Genomic DNA, 18439 nt, shown 5'->3' with positions numbered 1-18439 from the left:
TTAATTCCACCCGTTCCTCCCCTGATAAATCTTCCAACTTTTCGAAAATCTCCAGGGAAAAATCCCGGATTTTCAATAACTTCATAACAAGGGTAATCATATTCGGAAGAACCTAAATCAACAATTATGAAACGATCAATGGATTCAATGGGGGGTGGGATGCTGCAAATGAACGTTTCTAAAAAGGAGGGTTCAACCGCAAATTCATCTTTTGTAACGAATAATCCTTTGTCTGAAAATGAAACAGGCTTAGGAGTGGAGATCAATCTTGGTGAAGGAGGAGAGGGTATCTATACTGGAAATGCATCCTTCTCTGCGGCTGAAACCGGTTTCGGTGAAAGAGTTCCTGCCTCAAAAGAAGAGTCCGGAGAACAGCCGGTTGAACAAAAAGAAGATCCAAAAAAGATAATTTCCGGGGATGATAGTTTCATTTCCGTTGGGTCAGCCAGTGCCTTTGAAGGTACCGAAAGGACCTATGAAAGTGAAGATAGCGACGAAGACCATGATGACCGGCTGATCGACTGTTTTTATTAAAAATGCAGCGCCTTACCCTGTTCCGGGTAAACAAGCCGCAAACCCAGCGTATTCTCCTTCTCCAGTTCATTTCGGATAATCGTCTCCTGGTCGCCGGAAGGTTTCCGGTGAGTAATGACTACAGGCAATCCCCGCAGAAGGGACATACCGGTCAACCCGCCCAGCCCGGTCATTTCTTTTAACAGCAAACGCGGAGTAAGATGACCGAATAATAATTTATCGGGTTGGCTGTCGGGAAAAGATACTTCAATAAAAATGGCTTTTAAGGTACCCCCTTTTATCAGCGGACTGATCGCCTTCCACAACAACCCGAGTTTGTCGGAATGTTCGATGGAATCAGCACCTGTATCACCGAGGTACAACAGGCTGACCCCGGCACTGCTGACCAAAAAAGCAGTACTTTGATAGGGATTGCCATGACTCAGGGGAAAAGCGGTCACCATTAAGGCCGTATGATCGATGGCCGTTTCCAAACCGGGCGTCAGCGGTGCATAATGGTATTTATGTAAGAAGGGTTTCTCTCCGGCGTCTCCGAAATTGGCCCAGCTTTCCCAGGTAAAGTATTTGTCTTTCAGTACATCCAGGCAGGACGGCAGTCCATAGATCGTTTTGGCCTTGTCATCCGGGGAATTGAGAATCAGACCGGCCACGTGGTCAAGATGCGGATGGGAAATAAAGTAGGCCTTGATATTGTTTTGCAACACCTCGCTGACACTGGTTTGAAAGATGCCCGAATTCACGGCTTTGCGGATTCCCGCATATAAAGTGCCTGCGTCCAGACAAATGAAATCAGCACTTCCTTCCGGAGCAACCATATAGGCGGAAAGATTACTTTCATCCAGACCGCCTTTGACTCCGAGAGGAACAACTGTAAATGCAGCAGTCTTTTCCGTTTGCTGGGAACGGGCGGCGATCGTTGTGTACAGGAGCAGGAACAAAAGGCTGAAAAAACGTTGACTGGTCATGTGGATGCTGTTTATAGGGAAAGGTTGGCTTTCATAAGGTCTTTTGCTTCCATCTTTGTGCCTGAGGCATTCACGGCAGTATATATTCGGTACGCGGAAGGCGTAACCCCTTCAAAACGTTTAAAGAACTTCGTGAAATTGGAAGTATCGAAGGTCAGCTTATCGGCTATATCTGCGATTGTGACCCGTTTGTCCAGCAGTAACCGTTTGGCTTCTGCCATCAGTTTCTCTTCAAAAAAATAGAAGGGGGAGTGTCCGGTGGTCAATTTGATCGTATTGCTCAGATGAACGGGGTGGATAGACAGCCGGGAGGCAAAATCCTTGATATGGTACATTTTATCCGCTTTCCCTGCCAGGATATCCTCCAGGTGTTTGTCGACCTCTTTCAGAAAATCGCTGGTGATTTCTGTCTGACGGGATAATATTTTTTTTGGAAGGATCATCTTTGGATTAACCCACAGACGCTTTTGCGGTTGCAAAAGGTTCAGGTACCCCGGCAAATTAGATGCAAACTACCGGCTTTCCAAATTAAATCCAATCAACTGGCGGCGAAAGAAAAGGAGACCGGGCCTGTGGTTAATTTCTCTACAAGATGGATGATCTGATCTCTTTCTTTACGGAGTGTATGAATTTCGTCTTCCAGATAGGCGATCTTTTCATCCTTGCTGCTGACCGCTTGTTTATGGAGCTGCCGGGTGATTTCGAACATCTGTTTCCAATACTCCTCTTTCTCCTCCAGTTGTTCATTCCTGGCCTGGGTGGAAGTGGCTGGGGCAGCGTAGGGGTCAACAAAGTGAATGACCGGCTCCTTGTCGGATAACAGCTCAACGGGAGGAATATTTAGAATTATGGCAAGTTTTCCTAGTCTTTCTGTAGAGATCTTTGTCTGATTGGTTTCAATGCGGGAATAGGCATTTTGGGTAATGCCGAGTTTGTCTGCGATGTACTCTTGTGAATAGTTGCGGAATTCCCTTAAAATCCTGAGTTTTTGGCCTGTCATGTGGGATCTGATTAGGTTTAACATGAATATGGATAGTATCAACAACGCGACCATGCTGGTAAGGGTATACCGGGCGCTACTAACCAAAGGCCAATTCTGGGAAAGAGTGTATAATTTATAACCGTCAGTACATACGATAAAATGACCGGATTGGATTTTTCAAACTCCTTTTTTATGGATTATCAAGTGATTGCCGTAGAAAACATAAAAAACTGTCAACTATAAATTATTCTCATTAAACATATTATATAGGCAAAGGGGATAGGATAGTCGGGCCATTGTGGACAATTTTACCCTACATCGCGATCTTGCGATGCTATTAAAACTATAAAATATGAAAAGCTTGGACTTAACAGCAATGGAAAACATTCAGGGCGGTCTTGCCGGCATCATTTCCATCAACCTGCCTATCAATGCCCTTTTGGCCTCTTTGGGTTTAGGCGGTCTTTTGGGTCTCGGCCTGGCGGCTGGTGTTGGATTCAATTTAACCCTGCCCGGCTTAAACTCGCTCGGAATCAGTTTATAATGTTAATGCAGGATGATGATTGTTCCCGGCAATTGTCATCCTGTTTTTTTCCTGATTATTTGATATCCTATAATATATCTTCATGACTGACCTCGCTGGCAGACAAGAAAGAACATTGTCTAACGAACAGCCGATCTATGCGATCAATACCTGGCTGGTTTTTTCAGGTATTTGTTTTATCTACCTCTTCTACAACTGGTATCTTCAATCCCAGGTGCTTACGGATGAAGTCTATTACAACTCCCTGGGAGGGAGGGTTGGCGCTGAAAAATTAAGCGCATTTCTGTCCTTCCAGCATTCCATGGGTTTCTTAAGTTATCTGATGGTTCCCATGATCCTGCTGGTAAAAATGACCCTTGTTTCCTTTTGTCTGCTTACCGGCCTGCTGCTTACTTCAAGGAAATTACCCTTTAACGTCATTTTTAAAATAGTCGTTTTTGCGGAGGCGGCCTTTGCGGCCAGCACCCTGTTAAAATTATTGCTCCTGGCCTTTTCCACCCAGGTGGAAAGTCTGGCTCAATTTCAGGCTTTTGCGCCTTTATCTGTTTTCAGCCTGGTAAAAGCATGGGCTGTCCCTGATTGGCTGATCATGCCCTTGCAAACCTTCGATCTTTTCCTGGTGATCTATTGTCTTTTTCTTGCGGCAGGCCTGCGTTTTTTTCTCGGCAAGACCCTTCGGGATAACCTGGTATTGGTGCTGGGAAGTTATGGATTGGGGCTTTTCTGTTGGCTGGTCGTGCTCGTTTTTGTTACGATCAGTTTCAATCCGCATACCTGAGCATAAACTCCACTGATGAAAAAGCTCAAACCCAATACGTTTAAACTACAGCACGATCAATATGATTGCGGGGTCACCTGTCTTCGTAATATCCTGGGTTATTACGATGCGGACATATCCCTTGAAAAATTGCGTGAATGGAGCGGAGCCGGCATGCAGGGCACAACACTCCTCGGACTGCACCAGGCGGCCAGCCAGGCGGGGTTTAACGCACAGGGAGCCCGTGCGGGAAGCATCGCAGATCTCCGTGAAGTGCAGCATCCCTGTATCCTGCACGTAACCCTGGAAGGCGCCTTTTTACACTATGTCGTTTATTTCCCCGAAAAGGCAGAAAAAGCAGAAAAGGCCGAAAAAGCTGGTGAAAGGGCGGTAAAAGAAAAGACAAACGACCGTCTTTTGATCGGGGATCCGGCCAGGGGGCTCGTATACCTCGATGAGGAAGAACTGGTAAAGATCTGGACTTCCCAGACTGTCTTATTATTGGAACCCGGAGAGAAACTGGAACATTGGCAACGGCAGCGGCAAAAAAAGATTCGCTGGCTTTGGCAAACCCTCAAAGAAGATATTCATTTATTGTATGTAGCCCTTGGACTGGGGGCAATTTGCGCGGTACTCAACCTGTCCACGGCCATCTTTACCCAAAAATTGCTGGATCAGATCCTTCCGGGCAGGCATACCCGCGATCTGGTCCTTGGCTTGAGTTTGCTGGGGATATTATTACTGATGAAGAGCGGGTTCTCTTATCTGCGTCAGCATTTTTTGGTCCGGCAGGGATACACTTTTAATATCCGGCTCACCGGCAGCTTTTTTCGTTCGATCCTCAACCTGAATAAATTTTTCTTCGATCACCGCAAGACAGGAGATCTGACCTCCCGTCTCAATGATACCCTGCGTATTCAGCAGGCGGCCAGTTATATACTGGGCGATATGGCCATTCAATCATTAACCCTGCTGGTCACCCTCGGGATACTGTTCCTTTACTCCTGGCCGATTGCCGTTTTTTCTTTATTTACCCTTCCTCTCATTTTCGGGATCGTAAAATATTTCGAAGGCGATATTATCAGCGGCCAGCGGTCCGTCATGATCGCTCATGCGCAGAACGAAAGCAATTATGTAGACAGTATACGGGGTATACATACCATCAAGGTGATGAACAGGCAAACCCTTTTTGCCGGCATCGCCGGCAATTTTTTCTTATCCTTTCAAAACTCGGTCATGCAACTCGGAAAGATCAGGATCCGGTTTTCCATCTTGCTGGAAATAATTACAGCCCTTTTTCTAATCGTCATTATCGGATGGGCGGCGATGGACACCTGGAATGGTTCTTTGCTAACCGGGCAAATGATCGCTATCCTTCAACTGGCAGGCATATTCATGCAAACTGCCATCGTAGTAGCACTCACCAATCTTCAGGTCCAGGAAGCCGCCGTTGCGCTGGACAGGATGTATGAATTCACGATGCTGGAGCCTGAATTCGAACCGGTACCGGAAAAAAAAGATAGAATGGAAAAGACCACAGAAGAGGAAACACCGCTGATCTTTGAAAAATTATCAATCGGCAAACTGGGGTTCCGGTTCCCTGGTAAAAAATTGTTATTGAAAGAAGTCGCCCTGGAATTAAAAATGGGCGAGATCATCGCTTTATCCGGCGAAAGCGGCCAGGGAAAAAGCACACTGCTGCAGGTCCTGCAGAAGTTTTATCCCTATGAGGGTGGCGTTGTCCTGGCAAATGGTTTGGAATTAAAAACGATCCATCCGGTTGCCTGGCGGAAAATGATCGGCGTAGTTCCCCAGGATATCGTGGTATTCAGCGGAACCTTACTGGCTAATATCTGTCTGGACCCGGGTTTGGAGAATGTGGAGAAGGTCCGTCATTTCTGTCATCATTATGGATTCGATCGTTTCTTCGAAACTTTCCCGCAATCCTATACCACTTTATTGGGGGAGGGCGGAGTATCCTTGTCCGGTGGGCAGAAACAATTGCTGGCTCTGGCCCGATGCCTTTACGGCAATCCTCAATTGTTACTGCTGGATGAGCCCACCGCTTCCATGGATGCACTAACCGAACAATTCGTTATTACCGTTTTACAACATTACCGCCAAAAGGCCGGTATCCTGATCATTTCCCATAAAGATTCGCTAACGGCCATTGCCGACCGGATCTATCTGCTGGATAAAGGGATCAGTTATCAGTTGCCGGGACAGACAGCTTTCCCGGTTTCGAACTAAGGGCGCCAACAACGCTGGTCACCGTCAAATATGCTTTTTTATTTGCATCTTGCAGTATGCCAAGGGAAAAATTGCCGTTTAGTAAAGAACTTGTCTATGCTGCCGGAATGATGGGGTGGAGTATGCTGACCAACATCGTGATCGTAATGCTCCCCTATTATTATCTTCCTCCCTCCAATGCCGGATTGATTCCCCTGGTGCCACAACTGCTGATCCTCGGGGTACTGAATATCATGTCCCTCATTGCCGCTTCCGGCCGTTTGGTGGATGCCTTTTTCGATCCGTTCATCGCTTCCCGAAGCGATAAAAGCACCAATCCGAAAGGGAGGCGTATCCCTTTCATGCGGATCGCGATCCTTCCGGCTGCCCTGTTTTGTTTTCTCAGCTTTCATCCGCTGGTCAAAGGAGAAAGCCTCCGGAATGCCTGGTGGCTGACCCTCACCCTTATCCTGTTCTTCGTATCGGCGACAACCTATATCATTCCCTATAATGCTTTGTTACCGGAAATGACGCATTCTGCCAAAGACAAGGTAAAGCTGTCTTCTTTCCAGCAGGTCGGTTTTGTATTGGGGATCATCGTTTCGGCCCTGGTCAATAATTTTGCAGACTGGGTGCAGTCGGGCTTTCAGATCTCCGACCGCAATACAGCCGTCCAGATCACGATAGCTGGTTTATGTACCCTGGCTGCCCTGATCATGCTTATCCCGGTCCTTTGGATCGATGAAAAAAAATATTCGGATAGCAAACCTTCTCATCTTCCGCTCTGGCCTGCCATCCGCAAAACCTTCGGCAATACCAATTTTAAATATTACCTGATCTCCGATTTCTCCTATTACATGGCCCTGAGCATCATCTCCAGCGGTCTCCTGTTTTTTGTCACGGTTTTGCTGCGTTTGCCGGAATCGGAAGGAGGTATGCTGATGGGCGTGATGGTACTGGTTTCCCTCGTCTTTTATCCCCTTATCAACTGGCTGGCCGCCCGATGGGGCAAAAAGCCCATCGTCCTTTTTTCTTTCGCTCTGCTGAGCCTGATCTTCATAGCCATTTATTTCCTGGGCAAATTTCCCGCATCGCCCAATGTACAGATTTATACCCTGATCATTTGCGCTTCCTTTCCCCTGGCTTCCCTGGGAATCCTTCCCAACGCTATCCTGGCCGAGATCGCCCAGTTGGATGCACAGCATACCGGGGAGAACCGGGAAGGTATGTTCTTTGCCGTTAAATATTTTTTTGTAAAGATGGGCCAGACCCTGGGCATCGCTTTATTTGCATTCCTCACTATTTATGGAAAGGACCCGGGCAACGATCGTGGTCTGCGTCTTAATGGGGTCTGCGGTTTCGTGCTTTGCATGTTTGCCTTTGTGTTCTTCACCCGGTTTAAAGAAAAGAAGGCCTGAAATCCTGGGGTTTGCGGAACAAATAATGGCTGACCATCCATTCGTTTCCCTGCCCGTAATTCCATAATTCTGTGCAGGCCATAAAGAATATCCGCCAATGCACCCACCATTTCAAGGCTTCCGGTCGTCCGTATACCCGTTCGAACAGCGGTATGATTTCTGGTTTATGCCTGTCCATATTTTGTAGCCAGGCCCCGGCCGTACGGCCGTAATGTGTCCCATTCACAGACCATTGTTTTTCTATGGAAAGATGATCCGAAAAATGAAGGAGCAGATCATTGCTGGGCATGATCCCTCCGGTGAAAAAATACCGGCTCATCCAATCGGTTCCGTCCTTCTCTTCAAACAGGTAAACAAATTGACGGTGGGTGAAAATATGCACGAATAATTTGCCTTCGGGTTTTAAAAAAGAGGCGCATAATTCCATCAGTAGTTGATAATTGCGCATGTGTTCGAACATTTCTACAGACACGATCCGGTCGAATGATCCCTTCTCCGGGCTATGGTGGAGACCGGCCAAATCCCCCAGATCGTTCATATCGGCGGTGATCACCCGGAGATTAGTCAATCCCCGTTCGGGAATCCTGCTGTCAATAAATTCTTTCTGCGTTCGCGAATTGGAAACTACGGTGAAACGGCTATTGGGATAACGGGCAGCCATAAAGAGGGATAACGAACCCCAACCACAACCCAGTTCCAGAACTTGTTGACCGTCCTTTAATTCAGCCCGCTGACAGGTCAATTCCAGCATGTCTGCTTCGGCCTGGTCCAGATCGGTTACTCCCGGATTCCAGTATCCGGAAGAGTATTTGAGATGCTTCCCCAGGCAGAACTGGTAAAAAGAGGTGGGTAATTCAAAATGCTGCTCATTGGCTTCCCGGGTATTGATGGCAATGGGAGAGGCCTTGAGTAATTCGATCAGGGAGGCAAAATGGGTCTGTTGAGCTACCGGGGCGCCTTTGTCCTCATCCTTCAGCCGTTGTTTCAATAGCTTTCGAATGCCTTGCCGGAGTAAAAAGTCCGGTATCCTGTTTTTCTCAAGTAAAGAAATGTACCACATTTAATATAACACATTCAGGCAGGCAAGAAGACCAATAAGCGACAGACCCCTTCATTCACCAATGATCAATCGTTCAGCACTTCTTCAGGTTCTTTCGTTACCAGGGTGGTTGCCGGTGCATAGGTGTCAGCGGAATAATTTTTTCTCAACCGGATAATGTGAACGGCGTTCATGGCTTTGATGAGCACCCAGGTCGGATCGAATTCAAACCATTTTTTGGCAAAATTTGCATCGTTAGGGCGTTTGTGGTGATTATTCTGGAAAAGCTCTCCCATCATCAGCAGATCGATTGGAATGCTGTTTTTGCTATGATCGTCGTTATCATAATTGGAATAGCCATATTTGTGACCGCACCAGTTAACGGCAGCTCCATGGATCGGACCCATAAAAAAGTGAACGGGCAACAGCAGATACATCCACCACTGGGTGGCGAAAGCAGCATAAAAGGCGACATAACCCAGGGCAAAGGCAAGGCGGGTGATCCAAAGGTCGCTGATCCGGTCGATCAGGGGCCAGGTAGGATAATTGCCCCGAAAAGCGGGTTCAGGTTCTTTCTTATGGAGGAGATAGTCCATGTATATATTCTTGGTCTGAATGGTCATCGACCATACATCTTTAAAGAAATGGGGGGAATGGGGGTCTTTTTCCGTATCGCTGTAGGCATGATGCATCCGGTGAAGGATGGCATAGGCCCTTGGATTAAGAAAAGAGGAACCTTGGGTAATAAAGGTGAAAAAATAAAAGAATTTCTCCCAAAACTTGTTCATTTTGAACATTTTATGGGACGAGTATCTATGCAGAAAAAATGTCTGGGAGAATAGGGACAGGAACCAGTGACAGAGAAAAAAAAGTAAAATTGCCATACGATATTATAAAATAAGAATGCTCTATTATCACCCGCAAATTTAGGTCTTTTGGGCTTATTAAATAGTTAAATTACGTTTGTGTAAATCCTTGAAAGTCAAAAATTACGCCAAACGGCTACAGGGGAGCGGATCTGGCCTTCTTAAAATTGAAAATGGCTTACAAATCATTGATTTGTAAGCCATTTTCAATTGTGTCACCTATCCGCTTTTAAGTGGATGCAGCGAGTTGATTTTCCTTCAGGATGCTTTTTTCACCACTTTAACCCAATCCACCATAAGCCGGCTTCGACCTTGTTTGATCGCTTCCACGGTAGGAGCGGGAAGTCCATAGTAGGGTTCCTTCACTCCGTTGATCTTTACAGGATACGCGCCTCCCAGGGCAAAGTTCAGGATGAGGAATTGTCCGTTATCAAAGGCCCATTTACCATAATGCTCCGCCATCCTGCGCGTAACTCTGAACATAGGGACGCCGTCATATTTGAATACCAGACTGTCCGGCGTCCAATTCACAGCATATACATGCCAATGGGTGACATCATTCCTGCCGGGGAAATAGAGCCTGTTTACAAATGGCGTTTCGCCACTGTAGCCGGGACCATGGACGGCTGCGCTGGCCCAGTCATGTTCTCCAATATATTCCATCACATCGATCTCCCCGGCATCGGGCCATTGTCCGTCTCCAAGCATCCACCAGGCTGGCCAGAGGCCTTCTCCTTCTGTAAGGCGGATCCTTGCAGAAGCCTCGCCATAGGTGAACTGCACTTTTTTCTGCGTATTGATCCGTCCCGAGATAAAATCGAATGATCTCCCCTCCGGCGTTTTAAAACCTGGGGCAAATCTGGGCTGCAGGACAAGGGCTCCGTTAGCGGCTCCTTCGGCGTCGGCTCCATGCGCTATATAGATAGTTGCCGAAGAATCTACATAGGCCTGCTGTTCTTTATTGTTCGTATTGCCCGTGATCTCTACATTCCATTTGCTCCTGTCCAGCTCCCTGCCGGAAAAGTCATCGAAAAAGACGGTCTTGTCCTTAATTTCCAGGGGCCGGTCTTCCGGGACAGCCCCATTATTTTTAATCATCGAACAAGACAGGATAAGCCCACTACTTAGAAGGACGGCCCAACGTAAAAGAGATACTGAATACATAATGAGATAATATACTATTTAAGATTTGTATTTACATCTTCCTGGGCTTGCGGAATGGGGATGTATTCGCTTTTGCCCTTTATAAAACCCGGCGCCAATACGGTGGCTGCCTGATCGGTCCTTAGCAGATCATTATAGCGTTCGCCCCACCACTCACAGATCAGCTCTGCATGACGTTCGTCCAGCAATTGATCTATGGTGGCATTCGACAGTGGTCCAAGGCCTACCCGGTTACGCACCTCATTGATCTGGGCGTCTCCGTTTTGTCCCTTACGAATTTTTGCCTCGGCATTCATCAACAACACCTCTGCATAGCGGAGCATATGGATATTGTTATTGGCACCATAATAGTCCACCCTGCCCGCGGTCATTTGTGATGTAGGGAAATATGCTTTGCCATTAAAATACTTTTTCTTTCCGGCATTGCCGGAAACTTTGTCGCCATCGGGTGTGACAACGAAAGTGTTGATATCGCCATTTATGCCGCAATACTGTATGGCCGTTTTTAATCGGATGTTATCACTGCGCGCTGTCAGGAAGTCAACTGCTTTTTGAGTAGGGACCATCCAGCCCGGTCCTTTGATCACGCCTCCGAACGAGTTTTCGGGAGCCTGGAAAAGGAAAAAATTCGCCCATGTTTCACCGGGGTTTGCGCCTGATGTTACGATATCGCCTGATGGGTTGCCAAAATCCGAATATTGGAATTCCAGGATAGCCTCATCGGAAAGCTTGCCTGGTTGTTTCCATAACTGGTAAAAATCATTAAATAAAGTGAACTTGTTACTGTTGATGATCTGGTTGGTACAATCCAACGCCACATCCCAGTTGGGACTTCCGTTGTCATTGCCCGCAAGGTCCATCGCTGCTTTGGCTTTTAACATCAATGCGGTGTATTTGGTTACACCTCCGATATGCGTTGCCTGGTTTGGCCTGGTGTCTTCCAGATTGGCAATGCAGGTATCCATTTCACTCATCACATATTTTTTTACCTCTTCAACGCTGCTCTTTTTTGAGCTGGCCAGCGTCGACGCATTGTTGCTCTCCAACCCAAGTATGGGTACGGAGCCGTATTGCCTGCAGATATAAAAATGGGCCAGCGCTCTGAAAAACCGCACTTCCGCCTGATATCGGGCGAGGAGCTTTGTATTGGCGGCATCCGATGCGGGTATGTTCTTACCAAATTGCTCCAATTCCACCAACGCGCTGTTAGCTGCCAAGGCAACGGCATAAAGGTTGATCCACATATCATTTACTGCCCAATAACTCTTCACCGTCACATCCGTCTGGAAATTATGGATGCCGATCTGTCCTGCGTCATCATTCCCCGGCTCTATATCATCGCTGCGTTCAGAGAGCATAGCAGTGATGATCCACCTGTTAAAACTGCCACTGCTGGCGGCCCTGTAAACGCCGGACACAGGTTGGTACATGTTTGACAAGTTCGTATAGTCAATTTTTGTTGCCTGCCCCTGGTTTTCCAAAGGGCGGTCTAAGAATTTGGAACAGCCTGATAGAACAGAAATGGTGATTACCCAGGCTATTATTTTCATATACCGGTTCATATTAATGTTTTTATTTTTCATGTTTTTTGATCTTAAGGTTATACTAATCAGAAAGTAGCTCTTACCCCCATGCTGTAGGTTGCCGAGATGGGGTAGACATTGGCATCATAGCCATATACTCCGTTATAGGACGGAATTTCGGGAGTAAACCCGTTGTATTTGGTGAAGATGAACGGTCTGTCAGCAGTGGCAAATACCCGCAAGCTGATGGGCGAGGTCTTGCCCATAGTAAAGTTATACCCCAGCTGTATGTTTTGTATCCGCAGGTACGCGCCGCTTTCCACGAAAAAGGTGTTGCTCTGCTTGAACCATCCTTGTCCGATGGCATATGCTGAAGGATAGGAGTTGGTAGAACCGGGGCCGGTCCAAAGACCGTTGGCAAATTTTTCATCGATATTTAGCGTGGTAGATGCTTTGTAGAGCTTTCCCCGATTCAGATTGAGTATTTTATTGCCTGCAACCCCCTGGAAAGCGATACTAAAATCAAAATTTTTATAATCAAGTCCCAGGTTGAATCCGTATGTCAATTTCGGCAGATAGCTTCCCATATTGATACGGTCATTATTATCCAGTTTGCCATTGCCATCCTGGTCCTTATATTTAAGAAATCCAGGAACTATTTTTGTTATGGCCGTTGCATTGTAACTGGAAGCAATCGGGTCCTTGTCGACTTCTTCCTGTGTTTGGTAAACGCCTATGGACTGGTAGCCATAAAAATAGTTAATAGGCTGCCCCACTGTAGTACGATTGGGAAATTCTGCAGTCCACTCGGGGAAACCGCCGGTGAGCAAGGGAAGGGAACCTAAACTTGTAACCCTGTTTTTCAAGGTGGAAAAATTGCCGCCGATCTGGTAGCCCAATTTGCCTATCCGATCGCTCCAGTTCAATACAACATCAAAACCACTATTGACCATATCGCCCCAATTGCCATAAACGGATGTGTAGAGATATGGTAAAGGCGAGTTAAATGCAAGTCTGTTTGTTTTACGGTTATAATAATCTACAGAACCTTTTAGTTTCCTGTTCAACAATTCAAAATCAACGCCGCCGTCCACTTCGGTAACAACTTCCCAAGCCAGATTTGTAAAATACCTTTCGACCGTATAGCCCGATTCGTACTGACCATTCCCTGTTGCTGTACTGCCAAAGATGGCGGAGTTATTAATCCCCTGGTGAACTCTGGCATATGCTGCATTTGGAGTAACGCCGTCATTGCCCAACTTGCCCCAGCTTCCCCGCAGCTTTAAGAAATCGAAGACCCTTTGATCTTTCATGAAATTTTCTTTACTGATGACCCAGCCCAAACCTACTGAAGGGAAATAGCCCCATTTGGTCTGGTATTTCGAGCTGCCGTCCGCACGGAAGGTGGCTGTAAGCAGGTATTTATTGTCAAAATCATAAGTGCCGCGTGTAAAATAGGACATGTTCGCGTTGCGCGTGCCGTCCTCAGTAGGGGGATAGGTAATAGTACCCTGGCCTACGTACCAGGATTCCTCATTGTTAGGTACGCCATCTGCGCTTACCGAAGTTTTCCTCCACCGTTCTTCCCTGGTGGACTGTCCCAATAACAAATTCCAGTGATGCGGACCTATACCATCCCTGTAAGTAAGCAGATTATCTAAAATGTAGTTGGTGTTGCGCTCCTGTCTGGAGTCCAGATGAGAAGGGGTAAAATCTGTGCCTGGTCCCAGATTGCGCCGTTCGCTATAATTAATGCCCGACAGGGAACTATAAAGTTCACTCAGCTGGGATCGAAAAGTGATCTTATTTTTCCAGAAACCGGCTTCTGCATAAATAGTTGGTAATACCTGGAATACTTTAGCCCTGTCAAAATTATAATGAGCAGTGGCTACAGGATTTGCATCATCCCCCCGTCCAATTACAGAGGCAGTTGCAAATCTTACCGGGGATGCATTGACATTGGTACTGTCGTATACAGGGAACAGGGGAGATGATGAATATGCCTGTGCCCAGGCTCCATTAGACGGGTTAAATGTAGTAGAGTTGTTGAGATGGACGGTAAAACCTACTTTCAACCACGAATAGGCTTTGGCCTCCATCTGAAGGTGGATATTATACCTGCTAAAATTGTTCCTGGCTTCCATAATACCATTCTGATACGTATAATTGAAGCCGGCGGCATAGGTCACCTTGTCGCTGCCGCCCTGCAAGTCGACGCCATTGTTTGACATCATCGCCTTGCTTCGCAGCAATTCGCCATACCAATCGGTGCTGGTGGTAGGATTAAGTCCGCTGCCTCCAAACTTTTGCGCGGAAAGACTTGCCGTACCGCTATCCTGAGCGGATCCCCGTCCTAATGAGAAAGCGGTGTATTCTTTCCCGTTGGCCATTTTAAGCCGGTGGGTAGGAGTCTGAAAACCGACATACCCGTTGTAGGTAACCCTGGTTTTCATATTGAGAGACCCTTTTTTCGTCGTGATCAGCACGACCCCATTAGCTGCGCGCACTCCATAAATGGCTGCTCCGGATGCATCTTTAAGGACAGACATCTCAGCTATATCATTCGGATTAAGAAACCCGATATCTGAGACAAACATTCCGTCGACCACATACAGCGGGTTCTCATTATTAAAAGACCCCACCCCACGTATCCGCACATTGGGGGAACTACCCGGAGCGCCGGAACTTACTACCTGGACCCCGGGAACACTGCCTTGCAGCGCCTCCATCGGGGTGGCGGTGGTGCGCTTAAGCATGTTCTCCGTATTTACTGTAGTAACAGGGGAGGTCAGGTCGGCCCTTTTTTGGGTTCCGTACCCGATGATTACCACTTCATCCAGTTGTTTCCGGCTTGGTGAAAGTCTGATCTGAGTGGCACTTGAAATGGCAACTGTTTGTCTTTCATACCCAATGGTCGATACAACCAGGGAATCGTCGGTAGATAAAACGGTGAGGGTGAATGTGCCGCTCCCGGACGTGGTGGTTCCTGTTGTGGGCCTGTTCTTCACCACAACGGATGCACCTGCCAGGGGCTCGTTCCTGTCATTGGCTACTTTACCGGTGATTACTGTGTTTTGGGCTTGTGTGGATAGATGGGTTCCTAATAATAAAGATAGGAGGGATACAAGGACTTGAGTCAATGTTCTTTTCATATGCAAGTTTTAGTTTATCTGTTGACAATGGCCATATGCTTCCAGGTAAACAAAGCGTTAGTATGGTCCTTTTTGGTTGAAAATTATGCAGAGTAAAAGTATACCCCCTACATCTGATAAAAAAGTATTTGACTACATCCCTACTACTACCAATCTTAAAAAAGACTATTTTTAAGCTCAACCGACTACATCTGTACTACATCTGAAAAAGATGAGGTCCAAAAATTGCCTGTCATTATGAAACATAGAACACTTTTAATGCTGGTTGTATCGGCATGGGTGTCAACGGCTATTTCTCAAGGGACCATTGGTCTGCGGGAAGTAGTGAATTACGATAAGCTGACTTATAATGCGGGTGCTCAGAACTGGTCTATTCGCCAGGATATCCAGGGTAGAATGTATTTTGCCAATAACGAAGGGCTCCTCTGTTTTGATGGGACATACTGGAAGCTTTATCCCCTGCCAAATAAAACCATTGTACGATCGATCGAATTCGGGGCTGATAACAGGATCTATATCGGGGCTCAGGATGAGATCGGCTATTTCTCTCCTGACGGATCCGGAAAATTGGTATATACCTCTCTGAGGAACCTGTTGCCTGAGGCGGACAGAACATTTGCGGACATCTGGAATATCGTTTCGGATGGCCGTAGTATTTTTTTTCGCAGCGATAATAAAATATTTCGGTATACCAATGATGGACCCAAAAAGGATGTCCGGAAAACGGGTACGCTGCAAAATAATACCCGTTCTCCGGACATATCTAATGTCGGTCCTTCGGACAACGAATCTCCGATTCGTTCTGGTACAATCGAGGTATTCAATCCTTTTGCCGACTGGCTTTTTATGGGCCAGGCGGGTGGAAGGCTGTTCGCTCAGGACATCGAAAAGGGGCTTTTTGTTTTTAAACTGGGTGCATGGGAGCCTTTAATAAATGGAGCTGCCCTGCCGAAAGGAATACAAATTACATCTGTCATCACTATTGGACAGGATTCCTCCCTGGTGACCACTTCGCAAAGTGGTCTGTTCATATTAAAAGGAGACCGTCTTATTCCCTTTACACCTTCCGGGAAAGGATTCTTTCCCAAACAGAGTTTTTCAGATGCGGTAAGGGTGGACGAGGAGAGCTTTATCGTTGGTTCCTATACCAATGGTTTTTACCTGATCAATAAAAGGGGGCAGATACTGGAGAACCTATCCAAACGGGAAGGGCTTCAGAACAATAATGTCAGGAGCCTGTTCATGGACCGGAACCACAATATCTGGCTGGGGCTGGACAGCGGTATCGACTTTATGGCCTTCAACAATGCTATCAAGCATATCAACCTGGCGGTGATGAATTCCGGGTCGGGGTATGCCGCAGTCATCCATCATAATAAGCTTTTCCTTGGCCTTTCCAACGGCATTTATGAATTACCGCTGCCGGATATACAAGACCTGAGCTATGCGCCAAACGAATGCAAGATTATTGCTGAGGGTCAAACCTGGGGGCTATCCCTGGTGAATGACCAGTTATTGGCTGGTAAGGAAGATGGGTTTTTCCGGGTGGGGGAAGGTAAGGTGGAGCCGGTTATGAAGGGTAGGGGGTTCTGGACTTTCCAGCCCCTGGAGGATGTCCGTCAGGGAGCCATGCTGGTGGCCGGAAATTATAATGGTGTGCGGCTTTTTGCTTCGGGTGGAAAGGGCTTTGAAGATAAGGGAAATATCACGGGCTTCACGGAGTCGGCACGTTTTGTAGCAGTAGACAATAACAACACAATATGGGTTTCCCACCCTTACCGGGGGGTATACAGGCTCCCGCTGTCCACTGCTGCGGATGCAGCTTTTAAGCTGTATACGGAAAAGAATGGTTTACCTTCTTCGCTGAATAATCACGTGTATAAGGTCAAAAACCGCATTGTCATCGCCACGGAAAAGGGTGTATATGAATACAATTCCGCTACAGATGCTTTTGGTCCTTCCGGTTATTTCCAGGACATCTTTGGCAATCAGAGTGTGCGATATCTCAAAGAAGATCCCAGCGGCAATATCTGGTTTATCCAGGAGAAGACCCTCGGTGTGGTGGATTTTTCCACGCTGAAACCTTCCATCATCTATTTGCCGGAACTAAAGAGCAAGATGCTCAGCGGGTTTGAGCATATCTACCCGGTGAATGACAAAAATATCTTCATAGGCGGCGAAAAAGGTTTTTACCATATCAATTTTGCGAAATACAAACAGAATAAAAATACGCTGAGCGTGTACATAAGGACGGTAAAGGCCAGGGATAAGGTGGATAGCCTGTTGTTCGGAGGCTATTTCGGAGAAGCCAATGAAGAAAGACTGCAAGGAAAAGAGAGGACACCCTCTGTCAGTCATCACTGGAATTCCTTCCATATCGAATATGCGTCCCCTCTTTTCGAACAGCATTCAAATGTCGAATACAGCTATTCCCTGGAAGGCTTTGATAAGGGCTGGTCCGAATGGTCTAAAAGGACGGAGAAGGATTATACCAATCTCCCGGCCGGCACCTATACTTTCCAGGTCAAGGCCCGGAATAACCTGGGTAATGAATCGACCATTGATGCATATACCTTTATAGTACAGCCGCCCTGGCATCAGACGCCGCTGGCGTATACCATCTACCTGCTGCTGGGCATTTACCTGGTCTATTATCTTTATCGCAGACAGGCGAAAAAACTCCTGACCGAAAGGCTCAAACACCAGGAGGAGCAGAAGCGTCAGGTATATCTGCACCAGCTGGAACTGGAAAAATCCGAGAAGGAAGTGGTCAAGCTCCGTAATGAGAAGCTGGAATCGGATATCGAATTTAAAAATTCCGAACTGGCTACGACGGCCATGCACCTGGTACAGAAGGAGGAATTCATCACCAGGATCAAAAGTGAATTACAACATCTTGAAAAGGCCGGTAAGGAAAAGACTGACCCCACCGAAGTAAAAAAGATCCTCCGCAGCCTTTCTTTAGAAGAAGGACTGAGTAAGGAGTGGGAAAAATTCTCCATTCATTTTAATAAGGTACACAGCGATCTGCTGATCATCCTTAAAGAAAAATATCCGGACCTGAAGGCCCATGAGCTCAAGCTTTGTGCCTATCTCCGGATGAACCTGTCCAGCAAGGAGATCGCCCGGCTGATGAGCATTTCCGTCCGTGGGGTAGAAGTAAGCCGTTACCGGGTGCGTAAGAAACTGGAAATACCGACGGAGACAAATCTTTTCCAGTTTCTTTTCGATTTGCAGCGCGATGGTTGGAAGGGGTGAATCTTCAA

14 protein-coding genes are annotated in these 18439 nt (G+C 46.9%); 6 read left to right on the top strand and 8 right to left on the bottom strand.

Going from position 1 to position 18439, the window contains the following annotated elements; translation table 11 throughout:
- The first annotated feature begins 126 nt into the window (after window positions 1-126).
- A complete protein-coding gene (locus tag ACX0G9_RS03260; RefSeq protein WP_459063414.1) occupies window positions 127-534 on the top strand; it encodes a hypothetical protein in 408 nt (135 codons plus the stop codon).
- Here ACX0G9_RS03260 and ACX0G9_RS03255 read toward each other — a convergent pair.
- The 3 genes from ACX0G9_RS03255 to ACX0G9_RS03245 all read right to left on the bottom strand — a co-directional run bounded on the left by ACX0G9_RS03255 (window position 531) and on the right by ACX0G9_RS03245 (window position 2499).
- Window positions 531-1499, bottom strand: coding sequence for an MBL fold metallo-hydrolase (locus ACX0G9_RS03255; protein ID WP_459063413.1), 969 nt, complete (start codon window positions 1497-1499; stop codon window positions 531-533). The genes ACX0G9_RS03260 and ACX0G9_RS03255 overlap by 4 nt on opposite strands.
- An 11-nt stretch (window positions 1500-1510) precedes the next feature.
- Window positions 1511-1942, bottom strand: a complete 432-nt coding sequence (locus tag ACX0G9_RS03250) for a helix-turn-helix domain-containing protein (protein ID WP_459063412.1) — start codon at window positions 1940-1942, stop codon at window positions 1511-1513.
- A 95-nt stretch (window positions 1943-2037) separates the two neighbouring features.
- A complete protein-coding gene (locus ACX0G9_RS03245) occupies window positions 2038-2499 on the bottom strand; it encodes a helix-turn-helix domain-containing protein (RefSeq protein WP_459063411.1) in 462 nt (153 codons plus the stop codon).
- 334 nt (window positions 2500-2833) lie between these two features.
- Here ACX0G9_RS03245 and ACX0G9_RS03240 point away from each other — a divergent pair, with 334 nt between their 5' ends.
- From ACX0G9_RS03240 to ACX0G9_RS03225, 4 genes are all read left to right on the top strand, one after another.
- Window positions 2834-3025 (top strand): hypothetical protein, encoded by a 192-nt coding sequence (locus ACX0G9_RS03240; RefSeq protein ID WP_459063410.1) that lies wholly within the window; start codon window positions 2834-2836, stop codon window positions 3023-3025.
- Window positions 3026-3107: 82 nt separating this feature from the next.
- The gene (locus tag ACX0G9_RS03235; protein ID WP_459063409.1) at window positions 3108-3803 is read left to right on the top strand and encodes a hypothetical protein; all 696 of its coding nucleotides are present in this window, start codon (window positions 3108-3110) and stop codon (window positions 3801-3803) included.
- 15 nt (window positions 3804-3818) lie between these two features.
- Window positions 3819-6032, top strand: a complete 2214-nt coding sequence (locus ACX0G9_RS03230; RefSeq protein WP_459063408.1) for a peptidase domain-containing ABC transporter — start codon at window positions 3819-3821, stop codon at window positions 6030-6032.
- A gap of 56 nt (window positions 6033-6088) precedes the next feature.
- Window positions 6089-7429, top strand: coding sequence for an MFS transporter (locus ACX0G9_RS03225; protein WP_459063407.1), 1341 nt, complete (start codon window positions 6089-6091; stop codon window positions 7427-7429).
- Here ACX0G9_RS03225 and ACX0G9_RS03220 read toward each other — a convergent pair.
- The 5 genes from ACX0G9_RS03220 to ACX0G9_RS03200 form a co-directional block, all read right to left on the bottom strand.
- The gene (locus ACX0G9_RS03220; protein WP_459063406.1) at window positions 7410-8489 is read right to left on the bottom strand and encodes an SAM-dependent methyltransferase; all 1080 of its coding nucleotides are present in this window, start codon (window positions 8487-8489) and stop codon (window positions 7410-7412) included. The genes ACX0G9_RS03225 and ACX0G9_RS03220 overlap by 20 nt on opposite strands.
- A gap of 65 nt (window positions 8490-8554) precedes the next feature.
- Window positions 8555-9352 carry an acyl-CoA desaturase gene (locus ACX0G9_RS03215; RefSeq protein WP_459063405.1) on the bottom strand — a complete coding sequence of 266 codons (798 nt, stop codon included), beginning with the start codon at window positions 9350-9352 and terminating at the stop codon, window positions 8555-8557.
- A 240-nt stretch (window positions 9353-9592) separates the two neighbouring features.
- Window positions 9593-10432 carry a glycoside hydrolase family 16 protein gene (locus ACX0G9_RS03210; RefSeq protein WP_459063404.1) on the bottom strand — a complete coding sequence of 280 codons (840 nt, stop codon included), beginning with the start codon at window positions 10430-10432 and terminating at the stop codon, window positions 9593-9595.
- A gap of 80 nt (window positions 10433-10512) precedes the next feature.
- Entirely contained in the window at window positions 10513-12081 is a 1569-nt protein-coding gene (locus tag ACX0G9_RS03205) for a RagB/SusD family nutrient uptake outer membrane protein (RefSeq protein ID WP_459063403.1), read from the bottom strand.
- 26 nt (window positions 12082-12107) lie between these two features.
- Window positions 12108-15173, bottom strand: a complete 3066-nt coding sequence (locus ACX0G9_RS03200) for a SusC/RagA family TonB-linked outer membrane protein (protein ID WP_459063402.1) — start codon at window positions 15171-15173, stop codon at window positions 12108-12110.
- A gap of 237 nt (window positions 15174-15410) precedes the next feature.
- On the opposite strand from ACX0G9_RS03200, the gene ACX0G9_RS03195 reads away from it, so the two are divergent.
- Entirely contained in the window at window positions 15411-18431 is a 3021-nt protein-coding gene (locus tag ACX0G9_RS03195; RefSeq protein WP_459063401.1) for a triple tyrosine motif-containing protein, read from the top strand.
- Window positions 18432-18439 lie beyond the last annotated feature (8 nt).

This window comes from Flavitalea flava (genome assembly GCF_054461575.1).
The sequence above is the reverse complement of the archived record's forward strand: the minus strand, read 5'-3'. Positions and strand labels throughout refer to the sequence as shown.

Bases quoted from the DNA above. Each gene is read 5' to 3' on its own strand.
- ACX0G9_RS03260 (WP_459063414.1), top strand. From the start codon at position 127: ATGAAACGATCAATGGATTCAATGGGGGGTGGGATGCTGCAAATGAAC.
- ACX0G9_RS03255 (WP_459063413.1), bottom strand. From the start codon at position 1,499: ATGACCAGTCAACGTTTTTTCAGCCTTTTGTTCCTGCTCCTGTACACA.
- ACX0G9_RS03250 (WP_459063412.1), bottom strand. From the start codon at position 1,942: ATGATCCTTCCAAAAAAAATATTATCCCGTCAGACAGAAATCACCAGC.
- ACX0G9_RS03245 (WP_459063411.1), bottom strand. From the start codon at position 2,499: ATGACAGGCCAAAAACTCAGGATTTTAAGGGAATTCCGCAACTATTCA.
- ACX0G9_RS03240 (WP_459063410.1), top strand. From the start codon at position 2,834: ATGAAAAGCTTGGACTTAACAGCAATGGAAAACATTCAGGGCGGTCTT.
- ACX0G9_RS03235 (WP_459063409.1), top strand. From the start codon at position 3,108: ATGACTGACCTCGCTGGCAGACAAGAAAGAACATTGTCTAACGAACAG.
- ACX0G9_RS03230 (WP_459063408.1), top strand. From the start codon at position 3,819: ATGAAAAAGCTCAAACCCAATACGTTTAAACTACAGCACGATCAATAT.
- ACX0G9_RS03225 (WP_459063407.1), top strand. From the start codon at position 6,089: ATGCCAAGGGAAAAATTGCCGTTTAGTAAAGAACTTGTCTATGCTGCC.
- ACX0G9_RS03220 (WP_459063406.1), bottom strand. From the start codon at position 8,489: ATGTGGTACATTTCTTTACTTGAGAAAAACAGGATACCGGACTTTTTA.
- ACX0G9_RS03215 (WP_459063405.1), bottom strand. From the start codon at position 9,352: ATGGCAATTTTACTTTTTTTTCTCTGTCACTGGTTCCTGTCCCTATTC.
- ACX0G9_RS03210 (WP_459063404.1), bottom strand. From the start codon at position 10,432: ATGATTAAAAATAATGGGGCTGTCCCGGAAGACCGGCCCCTGGAAATT.
- ACX0G9_RS03205 (WP_459063403.1), bottom strand. From the start codon at position 12,081: ATGAAAAATAAAAACATTAATATGAACCGGTATATGAAAATAATAGCC.
- ACX0G9_RS03200 (WP_459063402.1), bottom strand. From the start codon at position 15,173: ATGAAAAGAACATTGACTCAAGTCCTTGTATCCCTCCTATCTTTATTA.
- ACX0G9_RS03195 (WP_459063401.1), top strand. From the start codon at position 15,411: ATGAAACATAGAACACTTTTAATGCTGGTTGTATCGGCATGGGTGTCA.